The sequence below is a fragment of the Emticicia oligotrophica DSM 17448 genome, assembly GCF_000263195.1.
GTDB lineage: Bacteria > Bacteroidota > Bacteroidia > Cytophagales > Spirosomataceae > Emticicia > Emticicia oligotrophica.
The window spans coordinates 62,146-74,839 of the sequence record NC_018742.1 but is presented as its reverse complement, the minus strand read 5'-3'; the positions used below and the strand labels follow the sequence as shown (position 1 = coordinate 74,839).

The 12,694-nt window shown below is 32.6% G+C and carries 17 protein-coding genes; 1 reads left to right on the top strand and 16 read right to left on the bottom strand.

Annotated features, from left to right (window positions below; all coding sequences use genetic code 11):
• Window positions 1–315 precede the first annotated feature (315 nt).
• From EMTOL_RS20260 to EMTOL_RS20240, 5 genes are all read right to left on the bottom strand, one after another.
• The gene (locus EMTOL_RS20260; protein WP_305953308.1) at window positions 316–513 is read right to left on the bottom strand and encodes a hypothetical protein; all 198 of its coding nucleotides are present in this window, start codon (window positions 511–513) and stop codon (window positions 316–318) included.
• Between the two features lie 122 nt (window positions 514–635).
• Entirely contained in the window at window positions 636–857 is a 222-nt protein-coding gene (locus EMTOL_RS20255) for a hypothetical protein (RefSeq protein WP_305953307.1), read from the bottom strand.
• A gap of 36 nt (window positions 858–893) precedes the next feature.
• A complete protein-coding gene (locus EMTOL_RS20250; RefSeq protein WP_015026252.1) occupies window positions 894–2,507 on the bottom strand; it encodes a vitamin K epoxide reductase family protein in 1,614 nt (537 codons plus the stop codon).
• 397 nt (window positions 2,508–2,904) lie between these two features.
• Entirely contained in the window at window positions 2,905–3,651 is a 747-nt protein-coding gene (locus EMTOL_RS20245; RefSeq protein ID WP_015026251.1) for a LytR/AlgR family response regulator transcription factor, read from the bottom strand.
• 4 nt (window positions 3,652–3,655) lie between these two features.
• A complete protein-coding gene (locus EMTOL_RS20240; protein WP_015026250.1) occupies window positions 3,656–4,765 on the bottom strand; it encodes a sensor histidine kinase in 1,110 nt (369 codons plus the stop codon).
• Window positions 4,766–4,989: 224 nt separating this feature from the next.
• Between EMTOL_RS20240 and EMTOL_RS20235 the strand changes: the two genes are divergently transcribed.
• On the top strand, window positions 4,990–5,979 hold the full coding sequence (locus tag EMTOL_RS20235) for a hypothetical protein (RefSeq protein ID WP_015026249.1): 990 nt from the start codon (window positions 4,990–4,992) through the stop codon (window positions 5,977–5,979).
• Here EMTOL_RS20235 and EMTOL_RS20230 read toward each other — a convergent pair.
• The 11 genes from EMTOL_RS20230 to EMTOL_RS20185 all read right to left on the bottom strand — a co-directional run bounded on the left by EMTOL_RS20230 (window position 5,957) and on the right by EMTOL_RS20185 (window position 12,684).
• Window positions 5,957–6,577, bottom strand: coding sequence for a thiopeptide-type bacteriocin biosynthesis protein (locus tag EMTOL_RS20230; protein ID WP_041694326.1), 621 nt, complete (start codon window positions 6,575–6,577; stop codon window positions 5,957–5,959). The genes EMTOL_RS20235 and EMTOL_RS20230 overlap by 23 nt on opposite strands.
• Window positions 6,578–6,776: 199 nt before the next feature.
• Entirely contained in the window at window positions 6,777–7,340 is a 564-nt protein-coding gene (locus EMTOL_RS20225) for a YceI family protein (RefSeq protein WP_015026248.1), read from the bottom strand.
• A gap of 30 nt (window positions 7,341–7,370) precedes the next feature.
• Window positions 7,371–7,847, bottom strand: a complete 477-nt coding sequence (locus tag EMTOL_RS20220; RefSeq protein ID WP_015026247.1) for an OB-fold protein — start codon at window positions 7,845–7,847, stop codon at window positions 7,371–7,373.
• A 55-nt stretch (window positions 7,848–7,902) separates the two neighbouring features.
• Window positions 7,903–8,142, bottom strand: a complete 240-nt coding sequence (locus EMTOL_RS20215; RefSeq protein WP_041694324.1) for a DUF6695 family protein — start codon at window positions 8,140–8,142, stop codon at window positions 7,903–7,905.
• A gap of 28 nt (window positions 8,143–8,170) precedes the next feature.
• On the bottom strand, window positions 8,171–8,836 hold the full coding sequence (locus EMTOL_RS20210) for a DUF6695 family protein (protein ID WP_041694323.1): 666 nt from the start codon (window positions 8,834–8,836) through the stop codon (window positions 8,171–8,173).
• Window positions 8,829–9,530 (bottom strand): NRDE family protein, encoded by a 702-nt coding sequence (locus EMTOL_RS20205; RefSeq protein ID WP_015026246.1) that lies wholly within the window; start codon window positions 9,528–9,530, stop codon window positions 8,829–8,831. The genes EMTOL_RS20210 and EMTOL_RS20205 overlap by 8 nt, the downstream gene beginning before the upstream one ends.
• The gene (locus tag EMTOL_RS20200; protein WP_015026245.1) at window positions 9,518–10,015 is read right to left on the bottom strand and encodes a DinB family protein; all 498 of its coding nucleotides are present in this window, start codon (window positions 10,013–10,015) and stop codon (window positions 9,518–9,520) included. Before EMTOL_RS20200 ends, EMTOL_RS20205 begins: the two co-directional genes overlap by 13 nt.
• A gap of 27 nt (window positions 10,016–10,042) precedes the next feature.
• On the bottom strand, window positions 10,043–10,528 hold the full coding sequence (locus EMTOL_RS20195) for a DUF4833 domain-containing protein (RefSeq protein ID WP_015026244.1): 486 nt from the start codon (window positions 10,526–10,528) through the stop codon (window positions 10,043–10,045).
• Window positions 10,529–10,612: 84 nt separating this feature from the next.
• A complete protein-coding gene (locus tag EMTOL_RS22275; RefSeq protein ID WP_015026243.1) occupies window positions 10,613–10,819 on the bottom strand; it encodes a GDCCVxC domain-containing (seleno)protein in 207 nt (68 codons plus the stop codon).
• Between the two features lie 7 nt (window positions 10,820–10,826).
• Window positions 10,827–12,242 carry an FAD-dependent oxidoreductase gene (locus EMTOL_RS20190; RefSeq protein WP_015026242.1) on the bottom strand — a complete coding sequence of 472 codons (1,416 nt, stop codon included), beginning with the start codon at window positions 12,240–12,242 and terminating at the stop codon, window positions 10,827–10,829.
• 1 nt (window position 12,243) lies between these two features.
• Window positions 12,244–12,684, bottom strand: a complete 441-nt coding sequence (locus EMTOL_RS20185) for a thioredoxin family protein (RefSeq protein ID WP_015026241.1) — start codon at window positions 12,682–12,684, stop codon at window positions 12,244–12,246.
• Between the last annotated feature and the right edge of the window lie 10 nt (window positions 12,685–12,694).

Sequence of the window (12,694 nt, the reverse complement as noted above, 5' to 3'; positions counted from 1 at the left end):
TTTTCTCAAAATTACTGTAATATTTTGTAGAGTTTGTATTACTTAGTCTCTCAGACAAAAATGGGACGCAGGTGCAAGCAACGCTGATATTTGTTTTTTTGAATTTTAACTTTACCCAACAAAATATCACAGTAAGATTTTTCAACTCTTATATAGAAATAGTTCGCTTTAAATTTAAAATCAAGTAAAGATAAAGATAAGAAAATGTGCTTATTTATTTTAATATAGACCCCAAGTATATTCATAACTTTTCTCACATTGAAACTAACAAACTAATATCTATAATAAACTATAGCACCTTTTAATTTTTTACTATTATTGTCCACATTGCTTTACGTCAGAAACACCTGCTATAGTCCCATCTTCGGTATGACAACCACAACTTCCAGCAACCCCCCAATTTGGATGATTGTAATCAGCAGAATAACAATCATCCCCTTCACAAGTAATTGTGGTACCATTTGCACACATTGCAGTTGCAGAACCAAGTTTTCCACCTCTTATCTTTTTCATATCTATCTTAGAAAGAATTTGAAAGTTAGATTTAATTATTTTCATATTAATTGTTTTTTTGATGAAATATTCTATTAAATATCAAATTTACTATAAGGGTTAAATAAAGACCTTCTTTCTAATTATTGCAAAATACATTCTTTGTAATCAACGACCTCACCTTCATTATCCTTACATTCACAGTAACCTTTAGACCCTGATTGTGACTTACACTCAACACCCCCTGAGCATTTAAGTGAAAAAGTTTCGTCACAAGCAGCCTCTGCTTGGGCATCTAATATACCACCGATAATCATTTTCATTTGCTCCTTTGAAAGCAAGAATTCACCGTAACTTGAAATCATTTTTTTCATTGTTCTAATAAATTAAAATGTTAAGATTTATTTATGGTTGATTTGCAAATCCGCTGTTGGTAAATACTTTAAAATACCTTTTAGGTCTGCCAAACGATATAGCTGAGGCAACTTATAACCGTCTAAATATAGAGTTGGTGTACCCTCTACTTTGGCAACTTCACAAAAGGTTTTATGCTGTTCTATTATGTTTTCAGTCTTTTCATTTCCAATTGAACCCAATTGAGTTTGCCATTTTTCAATATTCCGTTCTTCATTTTCATACCATTGATGTAAGGCAATTGCTTGTTGGTCTTTGGGTAATGAAAGGATTGTGCGTGCCACAATTCCTCGTTTGTCATCTTTATGGTTACTTGCAGAAAAAATTACTTGGCATTTCAAATTTTCGTTGGTAAATAATAATTCCTCAACAATTTTATGGGTTTTAGCACATGGTTGGCAAAATGGATTCGTTACCATTGTTAGTTTGTGTTCAGCGTTCGGATTACCAAATAGAGTCATATCTTGAGGGAAATATGGTATTTCAGCCTGATTTTGTAACAAACTTAAAAACAGATTAGGGTTATTTTTAAAACGTCTTAGGTCATTTTTTAAAGGTGATACTTGTTGGCTTTTTTGTAAAATAGGTTTTAAGAATATCCAAAATAGTACAGCCCCACTCACTGCCGATAAGATAGCTACTAATTCGCTATAATTCAGTTTTGAAAAATTCAAATTGAACTCCCAAAGAAATTGGATATTTAACAAAAATTCTACAATAAATAGCATTTGGATTGATAAACAGAGCGTACACCATTGTTTGACTACAAATGCCTGATAATAGATAGACCAAAACGTATAAAATAATGCTGTTGAACCAATTCCCCAAAGTATAAACATGGAATTAGGATTTATCAATAAGGCTACAAAACCACCTACAAAGTAGAAAAAACCAACTTCCGACCAACTCAACCACGAAGTAACTTGGGCAGCATTTGAGCTTAAAATGGCATTACAATTAGCTTTACCTCCAGCTTGACAAAGGTTATTTATAAAAGGGTTATTCTTGTCAATGATTTGCCAAAGCAATAAAGAACTAACGATAATACCCGCAAATTTTGTAAGCAAAAGGGCATTGTAATGCCAATTAGTGCTAAAATTGTAGTAAAATATACTAATAACGAGTAGCGTAGCACCAAGTAAAAGTACTGGAGTTCGCAAGTTACTGAGAATTTCTTTTTTATTATTTTCAGTAAAGTTTTTCTCACCAGAATCGGCATTAGTTTCTGCCATCAAAACTACACCATTCCATTTTTTCAAAAATTCATCTGTTTTTTCTCTCTTAAAGCCTTCTGTTGTATGAACCCATTCAATAAAATCATTTTTGATAGATTTTACTAAAACAAAAATCCCATCATTAATATAGAGATATGTCAAAAACGGAGTTTGTAATTCGCTCAACTGTTCTGGTTTTATACGGACAGTAACATTTTCAATCTTCCACTCATTAAGTGCATCACTCGTGGCCAAAAGACTTGGATAATCTGGGTGATTTTTGAGGGTTTCTTCTACTGTTTCTTCAGTTACTTTTGCACCAATAGCTTTGAGATATTGGTAAGTAGCCGCAACAGCGTTGTCTTTTTGAGAGGTAAATCTAAACATGATAAAGATTGATAATTTAGAGATTGACCATATGTTGTAAGTGGTCTAAAGTTGTGTTTTATATTTTAAAACAAAAACAAGACTATATAAACGTAAATTTTACCTATACAAAGATGGGTTTCTGGGAATAAATACTTGATTATTATAGCATTTAGGTAGTGGCATAAAATCATCAAGGAGAAAAAAAAATATCAGGCTACTACAAATTTTAACTAAGAAAAAAGGTATGGTTAAAATAAATAAAAATCATATTGCCTTTAGCCGCCTAATTCAGACAAAATAGATTGGAGACTTAATTTGAGGATTTTAAAATGTATACTTCCATTTATAGTAGATATTAGAAAAAAGGCTGGTCATGAAGATATTACCATAGAAGTTTGAAAATTACAAAGGAGATTTATTTCAAACCTCCCTTTTTCTGATTACCAATTATGAAGGAGTCTTTAAATTTTTCAAGGAGTTCGGACTTATAAACACCTCCTGCGGGTATTCTCGACAATGTTTTTAAAAATATTTCATTACCATCCAGAGCTTCTATTTCATCTAATGCTACAATATAGGATTTATGAACTCTAACAAATTTATTTAATGGTAGCTTTTCCAAAATTTCACCTATCCTGATATACGTAACTACTGCATTATCTTGACTTTTGAGATAAATACGTATATAATTTTGTAAGCCTTCCACATATTTTATATCACTATACTCAATCTTCTTGAATTTACCTCGATGTTCAGTTTTTACAAAAAGGAATTCATCTTCATTGGCTTTGATATTTGATGCCACTTTAGGAAATTCATTTAATACTTTTGTTACAGCTTTCAAAAATCTTTCATATCGAATAGGCTTCACTAAATAATCAGAAACTTGGTACTCATACCCAGAAATAGCGTACTCTGTAAATGCAGTGGTCATAATGACCGAACATTTGGGTTTTAAGATTTCTATTAATTCAAACCCTGTTATTTTTGGCATTTGTATATCTAAAAATAGTATATCTATTTCCAAAGATTTAATTTCATTTAGGGCTTGAGTTGGGTCAGTGGCTGAACCAATTAGCTGTAAAAAAGGGGTTTCATTAATATATTGAGTAAGTAGGTTAATTGCTGGTGGTTCATCATCCACTATAAAACATCTTAGCATAGAATTAATAGTAGTTAATACTTAAATTACAATAGTATCGATTATTTTTTACATCTGTTTTGAATTGAAAGTTTTCTTCTCCATAAATCATTTTAAGTCTTGCTTTTATATTACTTTGTCCAACTTCCGTAGAAGGCAAATATGATGTTTGGGGTTGGACCTTATTAACAGATTGATATAAAAATCGGTCTTCTTCTAATATGATGTTTATTTGGCAGGATTCATTACTATCGAACAGGTCTCCATATTTAAAACAGTTTTCAATCAGCGTTAGAAGTATCATAGGCGGAATTGTTTTATTTTTGCCGTTGCTTTCACCCTCAATACAAAGTGAGAGATTCATAATATCATTATATCTGTTTTTTTGTAAATCTATATAGTTCTTTATATGGTTAATTTCACCTTCAATTGGTACTAAATCTACATTATGATTTTCAATTAATGAGTATCTCATAATATCAGATAATAAAAGAATTGACTCCGATATTTTTGGGTGAATCGTTCGAATCTCTGAATAAAAAAAATTCAATGTGTTAAACAAGAAATGAGGGTTAATTTGAGCATTCAACCTTGACATCTCTGATTTTTGGCCTTCTATTTGAAGTTGTTGATTACGAATTTTTTCCTCATGAAGCTTAATCTCATTATTGTACTTATCTCTTTCTAGCAGAAAAATCACTTCTTGTTTTTTTATTGTATTTATGGCAAAATAAAATCCTGTCCCCATTCCTCCAAAAAAAAAATATACAATAAATCCATCTAAATAGGTTGTAGTGCTTTTTGAACTTAAAGCAGTTACCCCCCAACGCCATAACATTTCATTAATAATAATCCGAAGTATTGTAAAAACAGTAAAAATTAGAATGAAGCTTGATAACTTCCACCCCCCCCTCATACGTAACAAAAGGAAGAATTGTAAGTAGAAGCATACTGAAATAGCCAAAAGGTTATGTACATAAACATCAATAAATCTATCAAAAGTATTTATGTTCTTGGGTTCAATTAAATAAGCATTAAAAGCGATAAATACATAAGCATTCCAAAAAAAAACATGTACCCACCAGTTTAAGAGGATATCCTTTTCTCTTAGCTTAATGTCATTCGCAAGATTCATATCGGCAATAGTTTAGAATATATAATCTTTTTCTTTTTAGTTTTTGCAGACAACAACTTTGGTCTGTAAACATAAACAATTATGACTAATGAAAAAGACACAAACATCATTAAGATTAACTAAAACAACCGTATCATTTTTTAAATCATTATCAACAAATGGCAAAACGAGTGTTACTATTCCAACAACAGTTATGATAAACAATCGTTAATACATCTTCTTTTATGACTCAAATTTATGATAATTTCGCAAAATCAATTCAAATTGAGAATAATTTTTGCGAAGTTATTATGAATAACGCCAGTAATTTTGATTCTGTTTCAAAAGAATCTTTGACGAAGTATGATAATGAATTAGAACTTTGGCATTATACTTTGATTGGGTTTTATCTCAAAAAAAAATCGGATAAAACATTTTTAAAAAAAGTTAATGACATTATACTTCAAAAAGGTATTGAACTGTCCGAGCGGAATGCTATTCATTATTGGAATGGTGCTTCAATGTCGATTAACTATTTTTTTTCATTACCTCCAAATGAAACCATTAAGGCAATAGAAATATTAACAAAAAAAATAATTCAAAAATTTTATGCTTTCTATCAAGAAGAACCACTCAATTTAAGTATCAAAAATGGTATTGTTGGTATTACTATATGTCTTTGTTTGGCATTTGAAAGAACGGGAAATAAGCAAATATTGTCTGTTCTTGATAATGTAATTGAGTCCATAGTTAAAGTAAAAATGGATGTTTATACTAATAGCGAATTTTTGAATTTTTTTCCAGATAAATACGACCGAAACACGAATGAAATTATTATGACCAACAATTTATCATGGGATACTGGTAATCTTGCTTTGGCTCTCCTTTTTTTTAGACTGGGTAAATGTTTGGACAAAGCATATACAGATTGGGCATTAAGAATTTTATCTTTTTCTCTCATTCAAAAAAAAGAACTATTGGATAATAATGGAATTTCTATTATTTCGGGTTATACTGGAAATGCAATGATATATCATTACTTTGGGTCAATGTATAAAAATACAAAGTATTTACAAGTTGCAAGTTACTGGCTTAAAGAAGCCAATATTCTTTTCCAGAATATAAAAACAAATCAAGTCACCTCTATTATGGATGGTTATTGGGGTTTAAATCTCGTGAATTATTCAATAGAAAAAAACACCACTGATTGGTTTAATCTTTTGCTTTTACATTGATACTATTTCGCTTTGTAAGAGACCGATAACTGCGAAATAATACGTCGTAAATAATATACTCGTTTAATCGTTGATTGGAAATATGCCAGCGATTAATGCTCATATGCAAATAACTTGCTACTAAATCATCACTTTTTTTGATTCTTTCAAACCACTTTGCTTTATTCAATACAGACCGATATTTTTTAAATACCGATTTGATGGTTCTATATGAGAACAACGTATCACCCTCTCCTGATGCTATTTTATCAATTATCGTTCTTTCCGTTCGATATAAACTACTTAATTTTTCTTTGAGTGAACTATCGTTTATAAATTCATTTGCAAAGCTTTCTCTTAATTTTTCCACTAATAATAGTTTATCTTCTAATTTGTAGCCGAATAGGTCCAGCCAATTATGTACGTGATAAATACCAAGATACCATCTTGAATAGTCATCAAATGAACCTAATTTCACTAAAACTTCTGAATATATACTACTATCTATAAAAAATAGTGTTTCTGATAATTCTATGTTTTCAATACCATATCGTCCCAATTCTCTTTCATAGCTGTCATGCTGAACCTTCCAAAATGGCAGGTAGTTGTAGTGGTCCAAACGAAATCTCGAAAAATGACCAAACGAAATCTCGAAATTGTAGTTTCAAAAAACGTTACCTTTTAATTACCAAAATAATATTATTTTTTGCTGTTTTGTCATACAATAAACAAATATCAAACTTCATATACAAGACAGTGCTACAAAAAAAACTGTCTTTTTGGGACAGTCTCTTTATAATAAAAAACTAATTTTAAACTTATTCAGCAGCATACTCTGCATGAACTGTTACTTCAACACTTTTTCCAATATTGGTAGAAGGCTTTCCTTTTTCAAATGAAACACCATATTGAGCTAATGTAATATTAAATTTACTATTTACACTAATCACCCCTCCTTTTACGATAACTGTTCCTTTTTCGTCAATAGGATTTGTCTTGTCTTTGATAGTCAGTTCTCCTTTGATATTAGCGTTGTAAGTACCATCTTTATCGAAATGAATATCGCTTAAATTGGTGATTTTCCCTACTAACTTGGCTTTTGGAAACTGTTTTGTGTCAAGAAATTTATCGCTATTATAGTGTTTTTGCATAAGAGCCTTTTCAAATTCAAAACTTTGCATCGGAACTGAAAACACTACATCGCCCGTAGAAGGCTCAATCGTACTTACTGCTTTGTAATTGTTTGCTTCAATATCTTCGGCTGGCGTATGCGAGAAAAACTTGATATGAGTTTTGTTACTTACCAATTTACCTGCAAGGATAAATGATGACATTGAAATAATTGTAAGGGCAACGAATGTCAAATTGATGATTCTTTTCATTTTCTTGTTTATTTTAATTGTTTAAACTGTTTATTCTAATACTATATCACATTTTTCTACGACTACATTTTCGTACATGTCTAAATCTTTGTCGAAGGTTGCCCCTGAGCGAATAACTCCTTTGATAGTGGTAGTTTCGCCAACTTTCAATGAATTTGCTTTGGCATTTGTTTCTTTCGTGAAAGTGCAACTTACCCCTGCTTTCTCACCTTCATTTTTCAATAAAACAACTTTATTGCCTTCTAAATCTTCTTCAATTTTGGCAACATTGCCTCTTATCGAGAGAATTTTAGATTCGCCTTCGGCATCTAAATATTTTTGATTGGCTTTTGCTGCATCTGCTAAATATTCATTTACAATATCGCTCGCTTGAAAACTATAATCTGCTTTTTGAGCTACAACATCTCTATGAGGCATATTAAACATATAAAGACCTACACCAACGGCAACAGTTACCCCTACAAGAGCCAGCCATACGCCAACCTTGAAAAACTTATTCTTCATCATGATTTTATTGATTTTTATTATTAATACCGAAAAGCAGAAATTATCACCCAAGAAATTATTTTATTCTCAAAAATATTTTTTTTTCGCCCTCTTGAATAATACTAACCTGCTGACAATGGCTTAAATAGGTAATTTCAAATGGTTTTGAATAGTCGAAATTATCTTGCTGGCAAACAAAACTTCCTGTACATTCTAATTTGCCATCAGAATTAAAACGCTCGATGATGCACTCGTTTTCATTAAATTCAAAAACAAACCAAGAACCTGCTCCTTCACCCGAAAGCCATTTTGCCATTGAGGGCAAATTGATAGGTAGGCTTGGTTTAGCAAGGGTAGTTTTTAACTTTTCTGTACTCTCCATAATATACGTTTTCTAAATACTGAGTTTTTTTCTTTGGAAAAACCACTGCCTTTACGTTCCAATAAGGTGTTGGACTAACGGTTAACGGAAAAAATAATCTCAACCAATTTTGAAACGAAGGTTTACCCGCTAATGCTACACTTCTCACAAATCTTGAACAATTAGTTCCATGCCAAACAAAAGGACCATAAATAATTGGACTTTGCTCTTGAAGTTGTAGTGCTTTTTGCATGGCGTTTTCAAAGTCAATTTCACAATAAGTCGCTTTAATGCTTCCTGTGCCATGACAAGCCTCGTTATTTTCTAAAAAGTCAATAATTTTATTGAAATTGAGTATTTGATTTTCATTTATTTGTGCCTTGATGGGTATATTTAGGTCGTGGTCTGTTTCTGCATTTCTTACCCTGCCATGCCCAAATGGGGCGTGGTATCTACCAAAATCAAAATAATGGCAGGTTCCGTTACTTCCATCAATCAAAACCAATGCTGCATGACCTACTTTGTAATAATGGTCTTTGGCAAAACCCAATGTATTCATAAGACCGTCATACCATGCTCCAGCTTGCTTGCAATAGGTTTCAGGCCATGCTAATGGAATGATAAAACCTGTTTTTTTTCGATTAAGCATTGATACTGTATGTTTTTTGTTCGACTAAATCAGAATAATTAAATGTAAAATTGCTCTGTTGATAATGAATTTGAGAAATGCTCAAAGTCTGCAAACCTTCTTCTCGCTTCATAATTATATCGTTTTGTGTGCTGAGTCCATGTTTTTGAGCGTGAAAGTTTTCTATATCTTTCCAATTATTATGGGCAAGCCAATTTTCAAACTTGGCTTCTCGCTCTTCTCTAATAGTTCTGTCATAAAGCGTTGCCGACGACCAAATTTTAGGTTTTTGAATGTTAATTCTCGAAAAATATTTTTGTGTTCCGTCCCATCTCAATTCTGAAAATTTCAAGAATTGGTCAATTTCTAAAAGTAGCAAGGTAAAAGGTTCAATGTCTTCAAAAGTTTGAAACGCATTGAATATTTCAGCGTTTGGATATTTAAAATTTTCCAACAAAACTTTCCCCCGACTCATTCGATATTGGTCTTTTTTTTGATGATTTTCAAAAGCCCCATTGAGCAAACATGCCATTCTTTTTTCTGTTGGGGCAAGGGCAATCCATGTTCCACCCGATTGTAAATCTTTCGGAAATATCAAATTTTCATTATTCAATTCATATACCTGCGGAATAGCCGTTGGGCGATGGGCTTTTTCATCTCGGCTTGAAGTGAGCATAAAGCCATTTTCAAGCGGAACATAACTTACTGTACACATAAACTATTTTGGTATTGAATAGTAGAATAAGCCAAGCCAAAGTTTGGCTCAACTAAGGCTTCAAGATTTTGTTCTTTCAAACAAACTTTTATCAATGCCTGGTGATGAATGCTGTGTTCGAGGCAATAAAAAACCTCACGTTCAAACGAAGTAATCATCTTTTCTCCTTCAATGCTATCATCAGTTAATATCAATAGACGGTCTTTTTGCTCAGAATTACGCATATTATCACACAAATCATCAATAAACTCAATGGCTGAAACACGAAAATATTCGAGGTGTTTCTTCCGCTCACGTTTGCTGTAATTAATGATACCACATTCGTTGAGTGTAAATACACGCTCATAAAATTCGAGAATGTGCCTTAGGTGCTGTCCTATACTTGCACCATACAAGAAATTTGACTTAAAAGTATAGTGTTCATCTTCTAATTGTAGCAGAAGAACTTTAATATCTTGTAGGTTATCTATACATAGATTTGTCATATCTTGCGGTAGTTAAGGGTTGATTTCTCATGGTTTGAAAACTTCGGTTATTTTTTGGCTTGTTTTTAATTCAATTCCTTCAATATCAATTTGTGGAATTTTGGGCATCCAAAATGTTCCACCTTTTATATGAATATAAATTCGATTCACAATCATGTTTTTTTTGTTGAAAACAGTGAAAACTTTGAATGTACCATCGGTATCTTTTCTTAAATAAAAATTCTGTTTATTGTAAGAAACAAACTGAAAGATGGCTTCATTGGGTGTTTTCTTTAAGTACTTTAACCCATAAGAATATTTTTCTTGAATCCATGTTAGGGCTTCTTTCTTACCGTTCTCGGTATGCTTAATCCAATAAAAATTTATGGGTTCTGTTATGTCAAGCATTTGTTGTTGCTCATTAACTACATAAAAAATTTGATTTGAATCTTTACTTCTTTCTATGATGAAAGATGGATTAATGGCAAACATCACTGAAAAAAATGCTCCGATAGAATAGTTCAGTAATTGCATAATTTTAAGTTTTATTGTTAATACCCTAAAACAGAAAAAATCACCCACAAGTGAGTGATTTTTTCTACGATTTTTATTTTTGAATTAACAACACGATTTATGCTCTTGAATTGGTGGACATTTAACTGTTCCGTAGCTACAAAATACACAGCAATCGCCCTCTTTGGGCTTTAAAACTGTTTTGCAACTTTCACATTCATAGAAAAATTGGCAGGAATCGGTAGGCATAGTTTCTTCTTTCTGATACCCACAGGTTGGGCAAGTGATGATTGAATTCAAAATAATTTCCATGATTTAATCATTTAGTCAGATACTCTCTTACGCCATAGCTCGCAACTACGCCTTCACCAGTTGCGGCAGCTACTTGGGCAATAGCCCCAAAACGTACATCTCCTGCTGCAAATATGCCATCTACGTTCGTTTTATTTAATCCTTTGGTAAGAATGTGTTTGCTTTGCGATAAATTTAACAGGCTTTCATAGTTTTGTGTATTAGGTTGTAAGCCTACAAATACAAAAACACCATTTGCTTTTAGGTCAATAAAGCTTTCGTTTAGGTTATTTTTTAAAGTAGCCGACTGAAAAACGCCATTTTCATCCGCATTAAATGCCGTAACTGAATGATTAAGATAAGTCTGAATGTTGGAAAAAGAAGACAGTTTTTCGATATAAGTTTCAGTAGCTGAAAAACTTTCACCTCGATGCACAATACTTACTTTTTTACAAAAACTTGCCAAAAACATTCCTTCTTCTAAGGCACTATTACCACCGCCTACAACTATTACTTCTTTATCACGATAAAAAGCACCATCGCAAGTTGCACAAAAATGTACACCAGCCCCAATAAGTTCTGCTTCACCGTCTACACCTAATGTACGGTAGGTGCTACCCGTGGCAATTACTACGGATTTACCTTTGAAGGAGCCGTTATAAGTGTGAATTTTAAAGAAATCATCTGTTTTTTCAATAGAAGTAACATCTTCTCCTGTCTCGATTTTCGTACCTAAAGTAATGGCTTGCTCCGCCATTCTATCCATCAATTCCGGGCCAGATACTTCTTTAAAACCTGGATAGTTCTCTATCTTTTTGGTAATAAAGGCATTACCACCTATATTCTTTTTTTCTAATATGAGGGTATCGAATTTATCTCTTTGGGCATAAATTGCAGTGGTCAATCCTGCCGCTCCGCCTCCTATTATCACCACGTCGTAGATGCGTTGGTCGGCTGCTTTATCCAATTCCAAAACTTCTGTTAAAACAGCATTCGATGGGTTGGAATAGGGTGTTTCATTGATAAGAATAGTTGGAATAATGCGTTTACCCTTGTTTATGCTCATCACAAATTCGGCAGCCTGTGGTGTAGTATCTACATCGACAAACTTGAAATTGATTTGATTATCTTGCAAAAAACGCTTGGCTCTTCTGCAATCAGGACACCAATCTGCTCCGAAAAGTACAGTTGTCCCCTGTTTGTTAATCCCCAAAACTTTTGAAAGTTGATGATTTTGAGGGTTAGAGTAGGGTTGGTCGTTGATAATTAAGGTTGGAATAATTCTTTTTCCTTTGTTAATGCCTTCTACAATAGCCGATGCTTCTGGGCTAACGTCCACATTGATGTATTCAAATTTTATTTGATTTTTTTCTAAGAAATCTTTGGTACGGCGGCAGTCTGGACACCACGCTGCCCCGTACATGGTTATTTTGTCTTGAAACATATTATTTTCCGATGATTGATTTTCCTAAGTCTATGAAGTCAGATGGTGGTCGAAAACCTGCTGAATGATTAATGAGTTTTCCGTTAGAATCAACGAATAACAATGATGGATAGGCTCTTACACCGTATAATCGTGCAACGGCAGGACCTTCGCCACTTTCTCCATCAAGGGCAACATTGATAAAATTTTCATTGTAGAATGAACCTACTTTTTTATTAGAAAAAGTAAGTCGTTTGAGCATCTTACAAGGACCACACCAAGTAGCATACACATCTAAGAAAATAACTTTATTTTCTTTTTTTGCTAATTCAAGGGCTTCTTCCCAAGTGCCTTGATGAAAATGTATTCCTTCTTTCGTGTTTTCTTTGAAGTTTACATTTGAAAAATTTGTATAAGCAAAGAGGGCTGAAATGCCCATAGCAATCAGAATTACGGTTTTCATTTGATGTTTG